Origin of the sequence: Micromonospora sp. NPDC023956, assembly GCF_040639195.1 — a bacterium.
Lineage (GTDB): Bacteria > Actinomycetota > Actinomycetes > Mycobacteriales > Micromonosporaceae > Micromonospora.
On the sequence record NZ_JBEZZN010000004.1, the window covers coordinates 164,848 to 184,523 of the forward strand.

General features: G+C 74.3%; 16 protein-coding genes and 1 pseudogene. 11 read left to right on the forward strand and 6 right to left on the reverse strand.

Translation table 11 applies throughout. The features are described from left to right. Window positions 1-56 precede the first annotated feature (56 nt). Complete coding sequence (locus AB0F58_RS10375) at window positions 57-638, reverse strand: GNAT family N-acetyltransferase (RefSeq protein WP_357140870.1); 582 nt, start codon at window positions 636-638, stop codon at window positions 57-59. Window positions 639-757: 119 nt separating this feature from the next. On the opposite strand from AB0F58_RS10375, the gene AB0F58_RS10380 reads away from it, so the two are divergent. Beyond that, on the forward strand, window positions 758-2,095 hold the full coding sequence (locus AB0F58_RS10380; protein WP_357140873.1) for a pentapeptide repeat-containing protein: 1,338 nt from the start codon (window positions 758-760) through the stop codon (window positions 2,093-2,095). Window positions 2,096-2,103: 8 nt separating this feature from the next. On the opposite strand, the gene AB0F58_RS10385 is transcribed toward AB0F58_RS10380, so the two are convergent. Beyond that, window positions 2,104-2,427, reverse strand: coding sequence for a hypothetical protein (locus AB0F58_RS10385; RefSeq protein ID WP_357140876.1), 324 nt, complete (start codon window positions 2,425-2,427; stop codon window positions 2,104-2,106). A 362-nt stretch (window positions 2,428-2,789) separates the two neighbouring features. Between AB0F58_RS10385 and AB0F58_RS10390 the strand changes: the two genes are divergently transcribed. Next, on the forward strand, window positions 2,790-3,587 hold the full coding sequence (locus AB0F58_RS10390; RefSeq protein WP_357140880.1) for an alpha/beta fold hydrolase: 798 nt from the start codon (window positions 2,790-2,792) through the stop codon (window positions 3,585-3,587). A gap of 42 nt (window positions 3,588-3,629) precedes the next feature. Here the strand turns inward: AB0F58_RS10390 and AB0F58_RS10395 are convergent, their stop codons facing one another. Continuing rightward, entirely contained in the window at window positions 3,630-4,565 is a 936-nt protein-coding gene (locus AB0F58_RS10395; RefSeq protein WP_357140883.1) for an aminoglycoside phosphotransferase family protein, read from the reverse strand. 129 nt (window positions 4,566-4,694) lie between these two features. Here AB0F58_RS10395 and AB0F58_RS10400 point away from each other — a divergent pair, with 129 nt between their 5' ends. Continuing rightward, window positions 4,695-5,834 carry a polysaccharide pyruvyl transferase family protein gene (locus tag AB0F58_RS10400; RefSeq protein ID WP_357140886.1) on the forward strand — a complete coding sequence of 380 codons (1,140 nt, stop codon included), beginning with the start codon at window positions 4,695-4,697 and terminating at the stop codon, window positions 5,832-5,834. Window positions 5,835-5,921: 87 nt separating this feature from the next. Here AB0F58_RS10400 and AB0F58_RS10405 read toward each other — a convergent pair whose 3' ends face one another. Next, window positions 5,922-6,125, reverse strand: coding sequence for a hypothetical protein (locus AB0F58_RS10405; protein ID WP_357140888.1), 204 nt, complete (start codon window positions 6,123-6,125; stop codon window positions 5,922-5,924). Window positions 6,126-6,300: 175 nt separating this feature from the next. Here AB0F58_RS10405 and AB0F58_RS10410 point away from each other — a divergent pair, with 175 nt between their 5' ends. Then, window positions 6,301-6,834, forward strand: coding sequence for a DinB family protein (locus tag AB0F58_RS10410; RefSeq protein WP_357140891.1), 534 nt, complete (start codon window positions 6,301-6,303; stop codon window positions 6,832-6,834). Between the two features lie 57 nt (window positions 6,835-6,891). On the opposite strand, the gene AB0F58_RS10415 is transcribed toward AB0F58_RS10410, so the two are convergent. Further along, a complete protein-coding gene (locus tag AB0F58_RS10415; RefSeq protein ID WP_357140894.1) occupies window positions 6,892-7,761 on the reverse strand; it encodes a PfkB family carbohydrate kinase in 870 nt (289 codons plus the stop codon). 63 nt (window positions 7,762-7,824) lie between these two features. Here AB0F58_RS10415 and AB0F58_RS10420 point away from each other — a divergent pair, with 63 nt between their 5' ends. Together AB0F58_RS10420 and AB0F58_RS10425 are read left to right on the forward strand one after the other, a co-directional pair. Then, on the forward strand, window positions 7,825-11,016 hold the full coding sequence (locus AB0F58_RS10420; protein WP_357140897.1) for a DEAD/DEAH box helicase: 3,192 nt from the start codon (window positions 7,825-7,827) through the stop codon (window positions 11,014-11,016). Further along, a pseudogene (locus tag AB0F58_RS10425) lies at window positions 11,013-11,936 on the forward strand (SWIM zinc finger family protein); the annotation flags it as partial. The gene AB0F58_RS10420 and the pseudogene AB0F58_RS10425, both read left to right, overlap by 4 nt. 208 nt (window positions 11,937-12,144) lie before the next feature. On the opposite strand, the gene AB0F58_RS10430 reads toward AB0F58_RS10425, so the two are convergent. After that, window positions 12,145-12,402: a DUF3040 domain-containing protein gene (locus AB0F58_RS10430; protein ID WP_357140900.1), complete on the reverse strand. Its 258-nt coding sequence runs from the start codon at window positions 12,400-12,402 to the stop codon at window positions 12,145-12,147. Window positions 12,403-12,898: 496 nt separating this feature from the next. Between AB0F58_RS10430 and AB0F58_RS10435 the strand changes: the two genes are divergently transcribed. The 5 genes from AB0F58_RS10435 (at window position 12,899) to AB0F58_RS10455 (ending at window position 19,305) form a co-directional block, all read left to right on the forward strand. Beyond that, on the forward strand, window positions 12,899-15,025 hold the full coding sequence (locus AB0F58_RS10435) for a DUF1800 family protein (RefSeq protein ID WP_357140903.1): 2,127 nt from the start codon (window positions 12,899-12,901) through the stop codon (window positions 15,023-15,025). A gap of 8 nt (window positions 15,026-15,033) precedes the next feature. Beyond that, window positions 15,034-16,413: a DUF1501 domain-containing protein gene (locus AB0F58_RS10440; protein WP_357140906.1), complete on the forward strand. Its 1,380-nt coding sequence runs from the start codon at window positions 15,034-15,036 to the stop codon at window positions 16,411-16,413. Then, entirely contained in the window at window positions 16,410-17,825 is a 1,416-nt protein-coding gene (locus AB0F58_RS10445) for a ferric reductase-like transmembrane domain-containing protein (protein ID WP_357140909.1), read from the forward strand. The genes AB0F58_RS10440 and AB0F58_RS10445 overlap by 4 nt, the downstream gene beginning before the upstream one ends. A gap of 12 nt (window positions 17,826-17,837) precedes the next feature. Further along, window positions 17,838-18,446 (forward strand): FMN-binding protein, encoded by a 609-nt coding sequence (locus AB0F58_RS10450; protein WP_357140912.1) that lies wholly within the window; start codon window positions 17,838-17,840, stop codon window positions 18,444-18,446. Window positions 18,447-18,585: 139 nt separating this feature from the next. Next, window positions 18,586-19,305: an FAD:protein FMN transferase gene (locus AB0F58_RS10455; protein WP_357141803.1), complete on the forward strand. Its 720-nt coding sequence runs from the start codon at window positions 18,586-18,588 to the stop codon at window positions 19,303-19,305. Window positions 19,306-19,676: the final 371 nt, after the last annotated feature.

Below are 19,676 nucleotides of genomic sequence, written 5' to 3' on the forward strand. Positions count from 1 at the left end.
CCCGCCTCCACCCGCCGCGCCGGTCGCACCGGTTCACGAGGACCTTGAGCGAGGGCTCAGCGAGCGGGCACCGGCTCGGACGACGGCCGCCACTCTCGCCTGATCAGCCCGTAGACCCACGAGTCGGAGACCTCGCCGTTCACGACGCAGTCCTCCCGCAACGTCCCTTCCCGCAGGAACCCGAGCTTCTCCAGTACGCGGGCAGATGCCACGTTGCGTGTGTCGGTTTCCGCCTGGACGCGATTCAGGTCCAGCGTGTCGAATGCCCACCGCAGCAGAGCGCGCGCGGCCTCCGTCGCGTAGCCGTGGCCCCACGCCGCATCGTCGAAGCAGTAGCCCAGCGACGCGCTGCGGTAGACCGGATTCCACCGGTTCAGACTGCACCAGCCGATGAACGTCGCGTCGGAGCCACGATCCACGGCCAGCCGCGCGCCGGTGCCCTCTTCTGCCATCTGCCGGCAAGCCGTGATGAACCGCTCAGCGCGTGCGCGTTCGCTCCACGGCGGCGCGTCCCAGTAGCGCAGCACGTAGGCGCTGCTGTGCAGCGCGAAGAGGTCGTTCGCATCCGCGTCTTCGAAGGGACGCAGTCTGAGGCGAGTGGTGTGCAGCGTGGGGGTGGGCAGCGACATGGGCGTCATGTCCCCTCCTGTGACGGGTGGCCGACCAACCAGACATCCGGTGCTCGACCCCTCGCAACGGATTTTCTCGGCGGGTGGGCGGAGCACGACTACTGGCATCGTTCGGTCACGATGTCGATGTGAGCGAGCGACTACAGGTGAGCCTGGCGGTACGCGGCCGGTCGTGGACGTCGCCCGTACGGCAGGCGGTGGTGGCCGGCCTGCTTGCCGCGGCTGCGGTGGCCGCAGCGCCCGAGTGGTCCGGGCGGGCCGCCGTCTCGGCGGCCCGGTGGCTCGGCCGGTACTGGCTCGTCGTCGTCCTCGTTCTGGTCGCCGTGGCGCTGGCGGCGGGCGGCCGGCGGCGGCCGGTCATGGCCGTCGGACGCCGGCCCCGGACGCCGACCACCTCCCTCCTGGTGCACGTCGTGCTGCTGGTGGTGGCGGCGACGGCTGTTGCCGTCCTGGCCGGTGTGCTGCTGTGGCGTCTCCTCGGCCAGCCGGCCATCGGTACCCCGACGGCCGGGCCGGCGGTCCCCACGGTGACACCGACGTGGAGCGGGCCGCAGGCGCTCGAGGGAATCAAGATCGTGTTGACCGTGGTGGGTGGCGTCGGTGCCATCGTCGCCCTGACCGTGGCGTACCGGCGGCAGCGCCTCAACGAGGTGGCCGCCTACCGGGAGGACACCAAGGTACTGCTGGACCGCTTCTGTGCGGCGGCCGAACTGCTGGGGTCACCAGAGGCGGCGGTGCGTACCGCCGGCATCTACGCCTTCGCCGCCCTCGCCAACGACGCGCCCGAAGCCAGGCAGGGCTGCATCGACGTGCTGTGCGCGTACCTTCGTCAGCCCTACGAGCCGCCGTCGCGGGCGACGGGAACGGACACCGGATCGCCGGGTCGTCCCGAGCGGGCGCAGCTCGCCACGGAGCCGTTGCCGGTCGGTCGGGAGCCGGGCCAGGACCGTCAACTCCGGCTGACCGTCATCCGGCTCATCCGCGACAACCTCCACCTACCCGAGGACGACCACCGCAGCTGGCGCGGTCACGACTTCGACTTCACCGGTGCGGTCTTCGACGGCGGCGACTTCAGCGGTGCGACGTTCAGCGGTGCCGGCACCGTCACGTTCGCCGGTGCCACGATCACCGGCCCGCTGACGTTCGCCGACGCCACCTTCGCCGGCGGAACCGTCTCCTTCGTCGGCGCCCGGTTCGCCGGCGGCAGCGTGACCTTCGACGGGGCCCGGTTCACCGGAGGCGTGGTCGACCTGTCGACGGTGGACGAGGAGCAGTGGACCCCAGCGGCGCTACGGTGGCCGGCGGAAGTCCCCGTACCGGCCGGGCTGCGAATGCCGGCCACCGCTGCCGACGCGACGACCACCGCAGGAGCCGTTACCCGTGCCGGCGTGAACCGTACCGCCGGCCGTCCTGCGCGCGACGGCCGACAGCACGATCAGCGGCGTCGGAGACGTGCCAGCCGCTAGGGCGCGGGCTAGCCGTCGGCGCAGTGCACGTGGCTCTCGAGGATCCAGCCGTCCGTGGTGTCCGCCTCGGCGCCGTGACCGAAGATCCAGATACGGCCGTGGACGTCACGGATACTCGACAGGTGGTAGCGGAAGCCGCGACCGGCGTGCAGCGTACGCAGGTAACCGACCCCGCCGTAACTGTCGTACGAGGCGAACAGCCATCCGTTCGAGCTGATGTTGCAGAGCAGACCGAACGTGCCGTGGGCGTGTGCGGGGCTCGCCGTGGCCAACGTCCCACCACCAACGGTGATCGCCAGTGCGGCGAACACGCTGAGAAGTTTCCGCCTCATGCGATTCCTTTCCGGCTTACGGTTTGTCGAACCCGGCGAGTGTCGCACCGCTGATCTGCGCCGGTGAATGGGAAAGGTTTCCCAGCGCCTGTCCCGACCCGGAGCAGGCGCCCAGGCTCGACGGGTGGTCGGCCCGTTCTGCACCGCGCGTCTGGCCCTGCGTACCTGCACCCTCGCGGACCTCGACGACGTCTGGGCCTACCAGCGGCGGCCGGAGGTGGCCCGGGGCCGCGATGCTCCGGCACGTGGACCAGGTTTCACCGCAACCGGCCGGACTGACCGGCCGGCCGGGGGGAACCCGCCAGAAGCCGTCGAGCCGTCGAGCCGTCGAGCCGTCGGGCCGTCGGGCCGGAGGGAGGACCGTGGGCTACGTCGACGTCAACGGGGTGCACCTGTGGCACGAGAGCCACGGGTCGGGCGTCCCCCTGGTGCTGCTGCACGGCGGCATCGGCTCCGGGGCGATGTTCGCCCCGCTCCTCGCGGCGCTCACCGCGCACCGCCGGGTGGTCACCGTCGACCTCCAGGCGCACGGGCACACGCCGGACGTGGACCGCCCGCTGCGTCACGAGACACTGGCCGACGACGTGGCCGCCCTGGTCGACCACCTCGGGCTGACCGGGGTGGAGGTGCTGGGGTACTCCCTCGGCGGCGCGGTGGCGCTGCGTACCGCGATCCAGCATCCCGGGCTGGTCCGCCGGCTGGTCTGCGTCTCGGCCCCCTGCCGCCGGGACGGGTGGTATCCCGAGGTGCTCGCCGGCATGGCCGCCATGGGGGCCGGGACCGCCGCCGAGACCCGCTCGTCCCCGGTGTACGCGCAGTACACCCGGGTCGCGCCGCGACCGCAGGACTGGCCGGTGCTCTGGACCAAGCTGGGGGCCCTGCTGCGACGCGACTACGACTGGTCCGCGGAGGTGGCTGCCCTGACCGTGCCGACCCTGCTGGTCTTCGCCGACGCCGACTCGGTACGTACCGCTCACATGGTGGAGTTCTTCGGCCTGCTCGGTGGCGGTCACCGCGACGCCGGACCGGAGGGCACCGACCGGCCCCCGTCCCGGCTGGCCGTCCTGCCCGGCCACACCCATCACGACATCGTCGGCTCGCCCGCCCTGCCGGCGGCCGTACTGCCCTTCCTCACCCACCCGGTACGCCCACCCGGCTGACCCGTTCCGCCGGTGCGGGGGCGCGCCGACCGGCGGGCACGGTCAGGGCAGGCGACGGGCCAGCCAGGGCAGGAGCGCGTCGCCCTGGGCCCGCTGGAACGCCCGTACGGTCGGGATGCCGGCCGGTGCGGGCTGCCGGGCCGCGTCGAGGAAGAAGCCGGCCCATCCGGCGAGCACCCCGGTCACCGCGTCCGGGGCGACGTCGGCGGTCAGCGGCCGGGAGCGCAGCAGCGCCTCGGGGTCGTGTCCGCCGTACAGCGCGACGTTGATCAGCAGGATCACGCTGTCCAGCCAGGCCGGCCCCCGGCAGGCCCACGGCCAGTCGACCACCGTCACCCGGCCCACCCCGTCGACCAGCAGGTTGTCCGCCCGTACGTCGACGTGGCAGAGGGTGTCGCCGGCCAGCGCGGCGAGGCCGCGGTCGGCGGCGGCGCCCAGCGCGGCCAGCCGTTCCCGAGCCCAGGGATCGAGGTCGCCCGGCGGGTCGGCGGCGATCCGCTGCCAGCCGGCGAAGTCGTACTCCAGGCTCTCGGCGGCGGCGGGCGCGTGGCCGGCCGGCGCGGGGGTGAGCACGGCGGCCAGCGCCGCCAGGGTGTCCAGCACGGCGGCCAGTTCGTCGGCGCGCCACGGGGTGACCGGGTGGCGACCCTCGACGTCGGTGTAGACCAGCGCCACCCAGTCGCCGTCGTCGTGGCAGCCGAGCAGCCGGGGCACCGGGGCGTGTCCGGGCAGGGCGGCGGCGTTGCGGGCCTCCTGCCGGTGCATGTGGGGGCTACGGTCGTTCTGGCCGGAGCTGACCGCCTTGACGAAGGCGCGCCGGCCGTCGGCGGTGCGTACCCGGTCGGCGGTACCGGGGGAGAAGCCGCCCGGCTGGGACACCGCCGCCGTGACCTCGCCGCCGATGATCCCCTCCACCGCCGTCCGTACCGTGGCCGGCAGGTCGGCCCAGCCGATCCGGTGGTTCCTGGTGATGCTCATCGGTCCACCGTGGCCGGGTCGGCCACGGCCGGGCAAGCGGAATAGTCGCCGGGGAGTGATCCGGTACCCGTGACGAGGCATGGCCGGGGCCGGGGCGGGTAGGCGCGGGGAACCGGCGGGGGAGGCGGCATGGCAGAGTTGACGATCGGTGTGCTGGGATCGTACGGAGGGCGCAACCTCGGCGACGAGGCGATCCTGACCGCCCTCCTGACCGACCTGCGCGCCCAGCAGCCGCAGGCCCGGATCGTCGTGTTCTCCCGCAACCCCGCGCACACCCGGGCCCACCACCCGGGGGTGGAGGCGGTGCCGTGGGAGGGGGTCAGCCGGGTCGACTCGGCCACCGTCCTCGACCGGCTGGACCTGCTCATCCTCGGCGGCGGCGGCATCCTCTACGACCGGGAGGCCCGCCGCTACCTGCGGGTGGTCCGGGTCGCCCAGGAACGCGGGCTGCCGCTGCTCACGTACGCGGTCGGGGTCGGGCCGCTGACCGAGGCCGTGGACTGCACCATGGTCCGGGAGACGCTGACCGGCGCGACCGAGGTGACCGTCCGGGACGAGGAGTCCCGGGTGGTCCTGGAGGAGGCCGGCCTGCTCACCCCGATCACGGTCACCGCCGACCCGGCGTTCCTGCTGAAACCGGAGGACTTCCCCGCCCAACTGCTGCGCGAGGAGGGTGTGCCGAAGGGCAAACGGCTGGTCGGGATGAGCGTGCGGGAACCGGGCCGGGCCGCCGAGCGGCTGGACGTGGACGCGTACCACCGTCTGCTCGCCCAGGTCGGTGACTTCCTGGTGCACCGGATCGACGCCAACGTGATCTTCGTACCGATGGAACGCGACGACATCCGCCACGCGCACGGCGTGATGTCTCACATGACCGCGGCCGAACGGGGACGGATCCTGCACGGCGACTACTCACCGCCGCAGGTGCTGGGGCTGATGCGTCACTTCGACCTCGCCGTCGGGATGCGCCTCCACTTCCTGATCTTCGCCGCGATGGCGGACATCCCGTTCCTGCCCCTGCCGTACGCCGGGAAGGTCTTCGACCTGGCCCAGCGACTCGGCGTGCCGGCGCTCAAGGGGGTGGCCCGGGAGGTGGAGGGGCCGCTGCTGGCCGAGGTCGACCGGCTCTGGGACGAACGCGACCGGCGCGCCGAGTCCGTCTCCCGACGGGTGGCGGAGTTGTGCGAACAGGCCCGGAGCACCTCCCAGGTGACCCGGGCGGTGCTGGACGGCCTACGGTCCCGCGCGCTCGCCCGGGTCACCGCCTGACCGCCACCGCTCGCTCCGCTCACCCCTGCTCGGCAGAAACGGTCGTGGCGTCCCCTGCCACCCCCGCGCCCCCGGGTGGCGGGCGGCTCAGGTGGCCGGGCCGCGCCAGCAGTAGCGCCAGGCCGGGTCGCCGTGGGTGGACTCCAGTTCGTAGATCTCCGCACCGGCCAGCCCGGTCGTGCCGATGTGGTGGTGGGTCAACGGCGGACGACCGTTCGGGTCCAGCTCGACGGTGACGGTCTCGCCGTCGAAGTCGCCGCCCACCAGGGGAATCTGTGCCGAGGATGCCATGGCCCCATCCTGCACGCACCCTGGTCGACCCGCACGGCTATGCCGCGACCGGCGCGGACCGGCACCCGTGGGGACAGATCGTGCGGCGGTTGGTGCGGGCCGCCACTGCGACGGCGGGATTCCGGAGGCGGAAAAGGGAGCGCTGGATGTCGGTGTTCCTCGCTACGGTCGGCGCATGGCCGAAACCACCATCCACCCGTCCATCGATCCCACGCTCGCTCCGGTGATCGCCCGCACCGGCGACGAGCGGGCCGTGTTGGAGGCCTTCCTCGACCTGCACCGGGGAGTCGTGCTCACGAAGCTGCGGGGCCTGACCGCCACGGACGCGACCCGCCGGCTGGTGCCCTCCGACACCACCGTCGCCGGGGTGGTCAAGCACCTCACGATGGTGGAGGCGAACTGGTTCCCCTGGCTGCTCGCCCCCGAGCCCGGCGAGGAGCACGTGTTCTCCGCCGAGGCGGGCCGGCGGAGCTGGACCGTCGGCCCGGAGGACACCGCCGAGCGGCTGGCGGCGGGATACGAGGCGGCCTGCGCCCGGTCCCGCGAGGTCGCCGCCCGGTTCCCTCTCGACCACGTCGTGCCGCAGCCCCAGCTCGGCGAGGTGAACCTGCGCTGGATCTACGTGCACATGATCGAGGAAACCGCCCGGCACGCCGGCCACGCGGACATCCTGCGGGAACTGACCGACGGGGCGACCGGAACGGTCTGACCGGCGAGCGGCCGCGTCTGGTGCCGGACACGGAACGGAGCGGAACGGGGGCGGGGCTCAGGGCCGGGGGAGCAGGCCGGACGGGTACTCCATGCCGTCGTGGGTGCAGGCCGCCGCCACCTGCGCCGCGTACCGGGCCGCCACCTCCGGGGTCCCGCCGCGCAACCGGCCGGCGACGAACCCGGCCGCGAAGGCGTCCCCCGCGCCGTTGCTGTCCACCACCGGATCGGGCGGGGTCGCCGCCGGCACCCGTACCGGCGGTCGGCCGGGCCGGTACAGCACCGCGCCGTCCGCGCCGTGGGTGACCACCACGGTCCGGGGCGCCAACGCGGCGGCCGTCTCCGCGGCGGCCGGGCACAGCCGTACCCCGCTGACGAAGACCAGGTCGGCGAGATCGGCGAAGGGCCGGTGGTAGGGGTTCCTGCCGTCCCAGTCGTGCAGGTCCGTCGAGATCCCCACCCCGTCGGGGAGGGCGGCACGCAGGGTCGGCAGCAGGTCGAGCGTCCAGTCCATGATCGACAGGTGTACGTGGGCCGCCTCCGCGACCAGCGCGGCCAGCTCGTCGGGGCGGAACGGGGGCGACCCCTGCCAGGGGCGGGAGTCGTACAGCGACATGCGGCGTCCGGCCGGGTCGACCAGGTTCACCGACCGCCGGGTGCCCCGGCTGTCCGTCCGCAGCACGGCCGTCACGTCCCGGCGGGACAGCGCCGCCCGGACCACGTCGCCGGGCGGGTCGTCGCCGACCACGTCGACCACCGTCACCCGCAGCCCGAGCGCGTGCGCGGCGAGCGTCACCCCCGCACCGGTGTTGCCGATCCGCAGGTCGACGGGGTCCACGGGGAGGGAGTCGGCCAGGGGCAGCGGCAGCGCGGGCACGCGTACCCGCACGTCCACCCCGAGACCGCCGAGAACCAGAAGGTCGGACACGGTGCCGACGGTATCCCGCGCCGCCTCACTATCCTGTCCCCGGGACGACGACGAGGGGGGCGTGTGCTGGTCATCCACGGGGTGTGGCTGGTCGGCGTCGGGCTCGCCCTCTGGGCCGAGGAGAGCAACGCCCCCGCCCGTCCGCCCCGGCGCGCGGGCCGTCCGCCCCGGGAACGCCCGCATCCCTTCGCCGCCGACCACGCCGCGCTGGTCGCCGCGATCGGTCCGGCCGCCGTCTCCGCCACCCGTGGCTCGACGGCGCTCACCCTGCCCACCCGGGGCGGCGCGCCGCTCGACTCGCCGGAACTGGTCCGCACCGCCGCCGGGGAACCGGTCCGCGGCGCGGTCACCCTGGCCCCCTGGCGGGTGCCCACCCTGGGGTACGCCCCGGCCGACGCCCTCGCCGTGCTCCGTCGGACCGACGGGTACGCCGGGGTGCCCGGGGCCGGTTTGCGGCACCTCGCCGAGCTGTCCGCCTTCGCCACCGATCTGGTGACCCGGGGCCGCGTCCTGCCCGTGGTGGCCGACGACGACCGGCCGGGCCGACACCTCGCCGGCCGGGCACTCGCCTGCTGGCATCCCCTGCTGACCGGCGCGGACGCCGGCTGGGCACGGGCCCTCACCCTGGCCCTGCCGCCGTCGGCGCGTGCCGTCGCCGTCGGCGGGGCGGGCCCGGCGGAGGTGGTCGCCGACGCGCTCGACGCGCTCACCGACGCCGCCGCTCGGGCCGCCCTGGACGGCCTCCGTCTGCCCGGTACCGGGCGACGTGACCCGGTCGCCGCCTGGTTGACGGCGCTGACCGGCCCCCGGCGCGGGTTCGCCGTCGACCCGGCCGACCGGGAGGCGCTCCGCGCCGACCTGGACGCCTGGCAACGCGACGCGGTCGGCAGTCCGGTCCGGGCCAGCTTCCGGCTGGCCGAGCCGCCCGCCCCGGCCGCCGTTCCCGTCTCCGTCGCCGTTCCCGTCTCCGCCGCCGCGAGCGCCTCCGTGGCCGAGCCCGTCTCCGTGGCCGAATCCCCCTCCGTCGCCGTCCGTGCGTCCGGTGCGGCAGTGGCCTCCGGCGCGTCCGCTCCCGGCGTTCCCACCGGAGCGGACGATCCGGGGACCTGGCGGATCGAGTTCGGGTTGCAGGCCGCCGACGAGCCGGGCCTGCTGGTCGGCGCCGGCCCGATCTGGCGCGACCCGGAGAGCGTCACGGTGTTCGGCGACCGGCTCGACGCCCCGCAGGAGACGCTCCTGGCCGAGCTGGGCCGGGCCAGCCGGCTCTGGCCGGAGTTGGACGGTGCGTTGCGGACCGCGACGCCGGAGGCCCTGGAACTCGACGCCGAGGGGGCGCACCGTTTCCTCCGGGAGGGTGCCCCGGTGCTGCACTCCGCCGGGTTCGGCGTGCTGCTGCCCGGCTGGTGGCACCGGCCGGGAGCGCGGCTCGGCGCGCGGTTGCAGGCGCGTAGCCGGACCGCGCCGGGCACCGTGGCGACCCCCGGCGGCGTCGGGCTGGACGCTCTGGTGGACTACCGCTGGGAGCTGGCCCTGGGGGACCAGCCGCTGACCGCCGAGGAACTGGCCGTGCTCGCGGAACGGAAGAGTCCGCTGGTCCGGCTGCGCGGGCAGTGGGTCGAGCTGGATCCGAAGCGACTCGCCGCCGGTCTGCGGCTGCTCCGGTCCGCCGGTGAGCTGAGCGTGGCCGACCTGCTCCGGCTCGGACTCGCCGACGGCGACGACGGATCCCTGCCGGTGCTGGAGATCAGTGCCGACGGCGCGCTCGGCGATCTGCTCTCCGGGCAGGCCGAGCGGCGGCTCACCCCGCTGGACCCGCCACCGGGCTTCACCGGTGAGCTGCGGCCGTACCAGCGACGGGGGCTGGCCTGGCTGGTCTTCCTCCAGTCCCTCGGGCTGGGCGCGGTCCTCGCCGACGACATGGGGCTCGGCAAGACGGTGCAACTGCTCGCCCTGCTCGCCGCCGACCCGCGCGGGGCCGGACCGACCCTCCTGGTCTGTCCGATGTCACTGGTCGGAAACTGGCAGCGGGAGGCCGCCCGGTTCACCCCGGAGCTGCGGGTGCACGTGCACCACGGGGCGGACCGGGCCCGGGGCGAGCGGTTCGCCGAGGCGGTGCACGGCACGGACTTGATGATCACCACGTATTCGGTGGCCGCCCGGGACGCGGTCGCGCTCGCCGGCATCGACTGGCACCGGGTGGTGGTGGACGAGGCACAGGCGATCAAGAACGCGGCCACCCGGCAGGCCGAGGCGGTCCGGGCGCTGCCCGCCCGGCACCGGATCGCGGTCACCGGTACCCCGGTGGAGAACCGCCTGGCCGACCTCTGGTCGATCATGCAGTTCGCCAACCCCGGACTGCTCGGTCCGGCCGCCACCTTCCGCCGGCGCTACGCCGAGCCGATCGAGCGGCACGGCGACGAGGAGACGGCCGGCCGGCTGCGCCGGGTCACCGGGCCGTTCGTGCTGCGGCGCCTCAAGACCGACTCGTCGGTCATCTCCGACCTGCCGGAGAAGCTGGAGATGGAGGTGCTCTGCAACCTCACCGCCGAGCAGGCCGCGCTCTACCGGGCGGTGGTCGACGACATGCTGGCGAAGATCGAGTCCAGCGACGGCATCGAGCGGCGCGGGCTGGTGCTGGCCACCATGACCAAGCTCAAGCAGGTCTGCAACCACCCGGCCCACCTGCTGCGCGACGGCTCGGCGCTGCCCGGCCGCTCGGGCAAACTGGCCCGGCTGGAGGAGATCCTCGACGAGGTGCTCGCGGCGGGGGAGAAGGCGCTGCTGTTCAGCCAGTACGCCGAGTTCGGCGGCATGTTGCGCGGCCACCTGTCGGCCCGGTTCGGCCGGGAGGTGCTCTTCCTGCACGGCGGGGTCGGCAAGGCCGACCGGGACGAGATGGTCACCGCTTTCCAGGCCCCGGACGGCCCCACCCTGTTCGTGCTCTCCCTCAAGGCCGGCGGCACCGGGCTCACGCTGACCGCCGCGAACCACGTGGTGCACGTGGACCGGTGGTGGAATCCCGCAGTGGAGGACCAGGCGACCGACCGGGCGTTCCGGATCGGGCAGCGCCGCCGGGTGCAGGTCCGCAAGTTCGTCTGCGCCGGCACGGTGGAGGAGAAGGTCGCCGCGATGATCGCCGAGAAGCGGGGGCTGGCCGCGCGGGTCGTGGGCAGTGGCGAACAGTGGCTGACCGAACTGTCCACGGCCGACCTGCGTGACCTGCTCACCCTCGCCCCCGGGGCGGTGGTCGAGTGAGTCCCGCAGAGCGGCGGTTCGCCGACTACGGCCCACCCCGCCGGGTCTCCGGTGGTCTGCGGGCCCGCAGCAGCCGGGGCGCGATCGGACAGTCCTGGTGGTCCCGGCGGTTCCTGGAGGTGTTGGAGTCCTTCGCGCTGGGCACCCGGCTGACCCGGGGCCGCGCCTACGCCCGCGCCGGCCAGGTGCTCACCCTGGACGTCGCACCCGGTGCGGTCACCGCCGAGGTGCAGGGATCCCGGCCCCGGCCGTACCAGGTCCGCATCGAGCTGGCCCGGTTCCCGGAACCGGTCTGGGCGGGCCTGGAGGAGGCCCTGGCCGCGCAGGCGTTCTTCAGCGCCCGGCTGCTCGCCGGCGATCTCCCCGCCGAACTGGAGGAGCTGTTCACCGCCGCCGGCGCGCCCCTGTTCCCGGCCGCGGTCGGCGAGCTGACCCAGCACTGTTCCTGCCCGGACGTCGCGGTGCCGTGCAAGCACCTGGCGGCCACCTTCTACCTGCTGGCCGAGGCGTTCGACGCCGACCCGTTCCGGCTGCTGCACTGGCGCGGCCGGGGCCGCGACGAGCTGCTCGACCGGCTCCGCGCCCGGCGCGGCGCGGCCACGTCCCCCGGTGCTCCGACCACCGCCGCTCCGGTCGGCACGTCGGTGGGACCGGCCACCGGGCGGTCGGCGGACACGCCCACGGCCGGGTCGGCCGCACCCCGCGCGGCCGGTACCGGACGGGTGCTCGGCGATCTGCCCGCTCCGCCCCTGACGGACCAGGTGGACCGGTTCTGGCTGCCGCCGGTGCCCCTGCCCGACCGGCCGCCCACCCTGGCCACGGACCCGGAGTTGGTGCTGCGTCAGCTCGGCCCGCCGGGCAGCGCCCTCGGCGGTCCGGGCCTGACCGAGCGGTTGCGCCGGGCGTACCGGCGCTTCGGCGCGACGGACCCCGGCCCGGCCGCTGCCGGTCCGACCGGTGGCGGGGCCGACGCGGCTGCGCCGGGCGGCGCGGCTGCGACCGGTGGCGCGGTCGACCCGGGTCCGACCGGTGGCGCGGTCGGCGCAGGCTCCGCCGGTCCGTCCGGGGCGGGTGCCGCGGAGGGCGGTCGGGCGTGACGACGGCCCGTCCGACGGCGGTGCCGGGACGTCACAGCCATCGCCGTCGGTAACGCCACAACAGGGCGGAGTTGGCCAGGAGCAACACGGCGCAGATCGCGCCGGTCACCCGGCCGGCGAGCACGGTCATCGCCGGCAGCGCGGCCCACAGCACGATCGTCAACAGCACCAGGTAGCGGCCCCGGTGCGCCCGTGCCCGTTGGTCGAGCCGGGCGAAGAACGCCGGGTCGCTCTCCCGGAGATATCGGGTGATCTGCTCGAACCTGCGCTGATCCTCTTTGCTGAGCATGGCGGTGCCTTCCCCTCATGCGGTTCAGCGGTCCGGCGGCATACCCGCTGCGGTCCCGGCTCACGCCCCTGCTGCTGCTTCTTTGCCCACCGGGTGCCCGCCGGGGGTCTTCCGGAGCCGCCGCCGGTCGGGCGCGGCCCCGGGTGTCCGCAGGTCGGACGTCTCATCGACGACTTAGTGGAACCTTAAGTTTCACTGTGCCGGTGACCTCGCCGGATAACGCCCCGACGCGGGGAAACGTCGCGTTCGGTGCGTCCGCCGCCGGGTCGGGCCTGCTCGGGACGGCTGCCACCGGACAGGCCGATATCCGACCCGGCCCGGCCCCTGTCACAGGGCAGTCTTAAGTGGCTCGCCGGGCGGCGTTCGCGCACCTTGATGGCCCTCTACCGCTTGGTTACCTTGCCGTAGCAACCCCCTCAGACAGCAGCCGTCCGCACCGTCGCCCCGCACCCGCGCCGGTCCCGGCCGGCACTTCAGCAGAAAACAGGATTGGTACATGGCCGACCAGAACGTGCCACCACGACGGCCGCGGGACGAGGGCCGCTGGGACGGACGACACCACCCCGACCGGGACGCGTACCAGGAGTCGTACCCGGCCCCGCCGTACGCCCCGTCCGGGCAGGGACCGACCGATCCGTACCGTCATCCGTACGCCGGACAACCGCAGGACCCCCGGGCGTCGTACGCCCCGTGGCCGGGTCAGGCGCAGTCGGCCGCGCCTCCGTGGACCGGCCCGGGTGGGTCGGCCGAACGTCGGGGACCGCAGTGGATCGGCCCGGCCGGCCCCGGTCTCCAGGGACACGGCTCCGACCCGGGACTGCCCGATCTGGACGACGACGAGGGTGACAGCCGTCGCCGCAACCGCCGCCGGGCCCTCGCCGCGCTCGGCGGTACCGCCGCGGTCGTCGCCGGTGGAGCGGCGCTCGCGATGACTCCGCAGGTACGCGGCCTCTTCCGCGACGACGCCGCCGGCGACGCGACCGTCACCCGGGTCACCGACGGCAACGCGAACCGCCCGAGCGGGCAGCAGCCGAGCACCGTGCGCACCTACACCGAGCAGAACGAAAGCTACATGGGCTCCCGGGCCGGTGCGGCGCTGAAGAAGAACACCCCGGCCGGTGGGCGTACCTTCCCCGGCCCGGCCGCCGCGGCGGCGGCCACGACCGTCACCGTCAAGACCGTGCTGGCCAAGGACCCCGCCCGGCACCTCGCCACCCGGGCCACCTTCGGCGCGACGCCCAAGGTGCTCGCCGACATCGAGCGGATGGGCATCGACGCCTGGCTGCGCTGGCAGCTCGACCCGGAGAAGATCGCCCCGACGAAGGCCGAACTGAAGCTCAGCGAGCTGCCCACCCTGCGGCTGACCCCGAAGCAGCTGCGCGAGCAGCGCGACCAGCTCAACGAGCGCGGTGCGCAGCCGGAGAAGGAGATGGTCGACGCCACCGTCGCCCGGCAGATCTGGTCGGAGCGGCAGCTCTTCGAGGTGATGGTCGACTTCTGGAACGACTTCCTGCACGTCGCCGCCGACTTCGACGGCGGCGAGGTGTACCGGCACTCCTTCGACGTCGACGTGGTCCGCAAGTACGCCCTGACCAGCTACCCGGAGATGCTGGTCGCCGCGAACCGGCACCCGGCGCTGCTGCTCTACCTCAACCAGAACGACTCCCGCGCCGACGCGGTCAACGAGAACCTCGCCCGGGAGAACCTGGAGCTGTACTCGGTCGGCGTGGACGGCGGCTACACCGAGAAGGACGTCCGGCAGGCGGCCCTGCTCCAGACCGGACGCGGGGTCGCCGACGGGGAGTACGTCTTCCGCGAGGACCGGCACTACGTCGGCAAGGTGAAGATCCTCGGGTTCACCCACGCCAACAACTCCAAGGACCCGGAGAAGGCCGACGCGGCGATCGACGCGTACATCCGCTACATCGCGCTGCACCCCTCCACCGCCCGGTACGTCGCGCAGAGCCTCGCCACCCGGTTCGTCTCGGACACCCCGGCGAAGACCCTGGTGGACCGGCTCGCCAAGACGTACACGGCGAACAAGGGCCTGATCAAGCCGGTGCTGATGACGCTGTTCAGCTCGTCGGAGTTCTGGGCCTCGGTGGGGCAGAAGGTCCGCCGCCCGATGGAGTACCTGATCGCCACGTACCGGGTGCTCGGTGTCTCGCCCGAGGTGTCCGCCGACTACAAGGCCGACGACAGCAAGCGCACCCCGTACGCCCGGGGGCTGCGCCGGATCCACGACAAGCTCCGGGAGCTGGGCCACTACCCGATGGGCCAGCCCACCCCGGACGGCTACCCCGACGTCTACGTCGCCTGGACCTCGGCCGGCACCATGGTCAACGGCTGGAACGAGGTCGGCGACGTGGTCAACGGCTACCGGCGGGAGTTCTCCTACGTCAAGCCGGAGCGGCTGGTCGCGAAGCCGCCGACCACCGCCGGGGCGTACGTGGACGCGCTCGCCCGGCGGCTCGTGCACCAGAAGCTGACCGCCCGGGAGAAGACGCTGATCCTCGGCGTCGCCGGGGTGTCGGCCACCACCAAGGTCGACGCGTCGTTCAACGGGGCCGTCACCGCCGTCGCGCGGGCGATCCTCGCGTCCCCCCAGCACCACCTCCGGTGAGGCACCCGATGGAGAAGACTGTGCACTCGTACCCCCTGCACCCCGAATGCCCGGACCTGCGCCGGCTGGCGGACAACCCGGCCGAGGCGCTGCTGCGGGCGGAGGCCGACGTGGTGGCCGCCGAGAACGCCGCCGAACGGGACCGCTACCTGCGGCTGGAGGCGGCGGAGGAGGCCCAGCAGGACGGTCGCGGGGTGACCCGGCGGACCTTCGTCGCCGGGGCCGCGGCCACCGCCACCGCGCTGGCCACCGCGCAGTTCGTCACCACCTCCGCGTCCTTCGCCGCGACGAAGACCGGCACCCTGATCCACGTCTTCCTCTACGGTGGACTGGACGGGCTGAGCCTGATCGCCCCCGCCGAGGACCCGGTGCTCCGCAAGGCCCGCCCGGACCTGCTGCTCGCCGAGGACTCCCTCGCCCTGTCCCGGGGCTTCAAGCTGACCAGCGCGTTCAAGCCGCTGGAGAAGTGGCTGAAGGCCGGCCAGCTCGGCTTCGTCCCGGCGGTCTCCGACGAGCGGCTGTCCCGCAGCCACTTCCAGGCCGCGGACGCCTGCAACCTGGGCGGCCTGCCCGGCGAGACCGGCGGCCGGGGCTGGCTGGACAGCCTCGTCGACGCGCTCGGCAAGGGCACCGCGTTCCGCAGCGTCGGCATCGGCAGCACGCTGCCCCGGTCCCTGGTCGGCAACAACGGCGCGCTCTCCCTGAACAGCGTCGGCTCGCTGCGGCTCAACGGCGACGACAGGTACCGGGCCGCCACCGAGAAGGCGATCAAGGGACTCTTCACCGGGATCAACCACCCGGTCGAGGAGGCCGTCCAGGACGGCCTCGGCGCGCTCGCCACCGCCCAGAAGCTCGCCGCCCGGCCGTACCAGGCCGCCGAGGGCGTCGAGTACCAGGGCGTCGGCAACTCGTTCAAGCAGCTCGCCCAGCTCATCAAGGGCGGCGCGAACGTCCGGGTGGCCACCATCGGCATGGGCGGCTACGACACCCACGAGAACCAGGGCACCCGGGAGGGCGGCCAGCTCTGGCGCCGGCTCAACGAGCTGGCCGGGGCGATGGCGGCGTTCTTCACCGACCTCGGCGACCAGGCCGCCGATGTGACGATCATGGTCTCCAGCGAGTTCGGCCGGCGGGTCGCGTCCAACAGCGGCGGCACCGACCACGGGCACGGTGGGGTGGTGACCGTCCTGTCCGGCCGCAAGCTCACCGGCTCGCTGCTCGGCGCCTGGCAGGGGCTGGACGACCTCGACAGCGGCGACGTGCCGGAGTACAACAACATGTTCAACGTCTACGGCTCCGTCGCGCAGGGTCGCTTCGGGCTGACCAACGCGGAGGTGGACAAGATCTTCCCCCGGATGAAGTACACCCCGATCAAGATGTACGCGTGACGTATCCCCGTACCCACGCTGCCGGCCGCCGGAGCGGGACCCCGTCCCGCTCCGGCGGCCGGTCGGCTGCCGTACCCCCACGGGTGCCGCCCCGGCGCGGGCCCGCCGGCCGGCGCGCGGTGCTCGCGGTGCTCTGGGCCGGGCTGCTGCTGGCCGTGCTGCCGTGGTGGCTCCAGACCCCGGACGACTCGCTGCGCACCACCACCGCCACGCTGACCGCCGCCGGCCGGATAACCGGCCTGGTCGCCGGCTACCTGCTGCTGGTGCAGGTGCTGTTGATGAGCCGCCTGCCGGTGCTGGAACGGCGGCTCGGCGGCGAGCAGATCGCCCGCTGGCACCGGGACATCGGGGTGACCCTGCTGGTCGCGGTGCTGGCCCACGTGTCGCTGACGCTGGTCGGCTACGCCCGGTTGCAGAAGCAGTCGGTGCTGACCGAGGTCGGGGTGCTGCTGCGCGACTACGAGGACATGCTCGGCGCCTTCCTCGCCGCCGGCATCCTGGTCCTGCTCGGCTTCACCGGGATCCGGGCGGTCCGCGCCGCCCTGCCCTACGAACTCTGGCACCAACTGCACCTGAGCAGCTACCTGGTGCTGCTGCTCGGGTTCGGCCACCAGTTCGCCCACGGCCAGCAGCTGTTCCGTCCCGGTCCGGTGCGCACGGGCTGGATCGTGGCGTACCTGCTGGTGGCCGCCGCGCTGCTCTGGGGCCGGGTGGTCGCGCCGCTGCGGTTCAACCTCCGGCACGCCCTGCGGGTCGCCGACGTGGTCGCGGAGAACCCGGACACCGTCTCCGTCTACCTGACCGGCCGCCGGTTGAACCTGCTCGACCTGCGCGGCGGGCAGTTCCTCCGGTGGCGTTTCCTGACCCCCGGTCGCTGGTGGCAGGCGCACCCGTTCTCGCCGTCGGCGGCCGGCAACGGCCGGTGGGTGCGGCTGACCGTCAAGGTGGTCGGTCGGCACACCGCGGGTCTGCGCGACCTGACCCCGGGCACCCGGGTGTGGGCGGAGGGACCCTCGGGGGTCTTCACCGCCGCGCACCGTACCCGCGACCGGGCCCTGCTGATCGCCGGGGGCAGCGGCATCACCCCGATCCGGGCACTGCTGGAGGAGCTGCCGCCGGACGCGGCGCTGATCTACCGGGCCCGGACGCCGGCCGACGTGCTGCTGCACCGGGAGCTGGACTGGCTCGCCGAGGCGCACGGCACCGACGTCTGGTACGTCATCGGCTCCCGCGACGACCCCGGCCCCCGGCGGATGATGAGCCCGCAGGGGCTCCGCCAGCTCGTGCCGGACCTCACCGAGCGGGACGTCTGGCTCTGCGGGCCACCCGGTCTGGTCACCTCGACGGTGCGGGCGCTGCGCCGGGCCGGCGTCCCCCGCCGTCAGATCCACCTCGCCACGTTCGAGCTGTAGGAAGGTTCTCCCATGCGTCGCGCGTTCCTCGCCGTCACCGGCCTGGCCGCCGGCACGACCCTGCTGGTCGTGCTCAAGGGCGCGCCGGAGGCCACCCGGCTCGCCGAGACCGTCCCGTCCGAGCGTCCCCCGGTGGTCCCCGCGCCCGCCGGTCCGACCCCCGCCGGCTCCGCCCCGGCCAGTCCGGGCCGGACGGGAACGCCCCGGCCCACCACCGGCCCCGGCGCGTCCGACGAGCCGTCCACCCCCGCCGGGGGCCGGAGCCCCAAGCCCCGTGACGACCGGACCACCGACGCGCCGCCCACCCCGCGCCGGACCACCGCGCCGCCGTCGGCGAGACGTACGGTCACCGGGCCGGTGGTCGGCAACGAGTACGGCAACGTGCAGGTGCGGATCACCCTCACCGGCGCCCGGATCGTCGACGTGGTCGCTCTGGAACTGCCGGAGGAGACCGCCGAGTCCGACCGGCGCAGCGCGTCGGTGAACAACCGGTACAGCGGCACGGACGGGGAGGCGGTGCGGCGGCAGGGTGCCGACCTGGACACCGTCTCCGGGGCCACCGCGACCAGCGACGCCTACCGGCAGTCGTTGCAGGCCGCCATCGACACCGCGCGGCGCTGAGATGGCCGGTCTCGCCGCCCGCCGTCCGCGCCGGTCCGCCCGCGCCGTCGCGCCGCCGCCCACCCGTTCCGCTCCGGTCGGCCGCGTCGCCCCGGCCGCGTCGCCCCGTCGCCCCGGCCTGCGCCGGGTCGAGCAGGTGATGGGTACGCCGATCAGCCTGGACCTCGCCGACGACCTGCCCCGCGCCACCCTGGACGACCTGGCCGACGAGGTGTTCGCCTGGTTGCGGGAGGTCGACGCCCGGTTCAGCACCTACCGGGCCGACAGCGAGGTGCGCCGCTTCGACCGGGGCGAGGTGCTGCTCTCCGAGGCGTCCCCCGACCTGCGGCTGGTGCTGGAGCGCTGCGCGGACCTCTGGGGGGCCACCGACGGCTGGTTCGACGCGTACGCCAGCGGCGGCCTGGACCCGTCCGGCTACGTCAAGGGCTGGGCCGCGCAGGTCGCCTCGGACCGGCTTCTCGCCGCCGGGGCCGCCAACCACTGCCTCAACGCCGGTGGGGACGTCCGGGTCCGCGGTCTCTCCCCGGCCGGCCGCCCCTGGCGGATCGGCATCCAGCACCCCTGGGACCGCACTGCCACCTTCCTCGTGCTCACCGGCACCGACCTGGCGGTCGCCACCTCCGGGGTGTACGAGCGGGGCCACCACGTGCTCGACCCGCGACGCGGGGAGCCGGCCCGGGGACTGCGCTCGGTGACCGTGGTCGGCCCGGATCTCGGCGTGGCCGACGCGTACGCCACGGCGGCCGTCGCGATGGGCTCGGCCGGCGTCGGCTGGCTCGGTCGGCTGGCCGGACACGAACACGCGGTGGTCACCGACGCCGGCCGGTGCCTGCGCTCACCACGCCTGCCCACCGGCTGACCGGGCCTGCTTACCGGCTGACCGTCCGGGCCCACCGGCTGACCGGGCCTGCCCACCGGCTGACCGTCCGGGCCCGTCGCGCCCGGCCGTCGTCGGCACGGCCCGGGACGGCCGGGCGGAATACGCCGGCCGGCCCGGGACGGGGTGGACCTCAGCGGGGCGGGCGGTGGCTGCCGGCGGGGCGGGTACCGAGCGGGCGCGGACGGCCCGGACGGGAACCGGTCGGTCTCGTGCCGACCCGGCGGTACGGCCGGCGGCGGTGCGGTGGTGGCTCGGCCCCCTCGGCTCGGCGGGCCGGATCGTCGATGGACATCGTTCCCCCGATCGGGGCGCGACCGCGCCCCCACCCGGAACAACGATGCGCTGCCCCG

Excerpts from the sequence above, each read along its gene's own strand:
- AB0F58_RS10375 (WP_357140870.1), bottom strand. The coding sequence starts at position 638 with ATGACGCCCATGTCGCTGCCCACCCCCACGCTGCACACCACTCGCCTC.
- AB0F58_RS10385 (WP_357140876.1), bottom strand. The coding sequence starts at position 2,427 with ATGAGGCGGAAACTTCTCAGCGTGTTCGCCGCACTGGCGATCACCGTT.
- AB0F58_RS10395 (WP_357140883.1), bottom strand. The coding sequence starts at position 4,565 with ATGAGCATCACCAGGAACCACCGGATCGGCTGGGCCGACCTGCCGGCC.
- AB0F58_RS10400 (WP_357140886.1), top strand. The coding sequence starts at position 4,695 with ATGGCAGAGTTGACGATCGGTGTGCTGGGATCGTACGGAGGGCGCAAC.
- AB0F58_RS10405 (WP_357140888.1), bottom strand. The coding sequence starts at position 6,125 with ATGGCATCCTCGGCACAGATTCCCCTGGTGGGCGGCGACTTCGACGGC.
- AB0F58_RS10410 (WP_357140891.1), top strand. The coding sequence starts at position 6,301 with ATGGCCGAAACCACCATCCACCCGTCCATCGATCCCACGCTCGCTCCG.
- AB0F58_RS10430 (WP_357140900.1), bottom strand. The coding sequence starts at position 12,402 with ATGCTCAGCAAAGAGGATCAGCGCAGGTTCGAGCAGATCACCCGATAT.
- AB0F58_RS10435 (WP_357140903.1), top strand. The coding sequence starts at position 12,899 with ATGGCCGACCAGAACGTGCCACCACGACGGCCGCGGGACGAGGGCCGC.
- AB0F58_RS10440 (WP_357140906.1), top strand. The coding sequence starts at position 15,034 with ATGGAGAAGACTGTGCACTCGTACCCCCTGCACCCCGAATGCCCGGAC.
- AB0F58_RS10450 (WP_357140912.1), top strand. The coding sequence starts at position 17,838 with ATGCGTCGCGCGTTCCTCGCCGTCACCGGCCTGGCCGCCGGCACGACC.
- AB0F58_RS10455 (WP_357141803.1), top strand. The coding sequence starts at position 18,586 with ATGGGTACGCCGATCAGCCTGGACCTCGCCGACGACCTGCCCCGCGCC.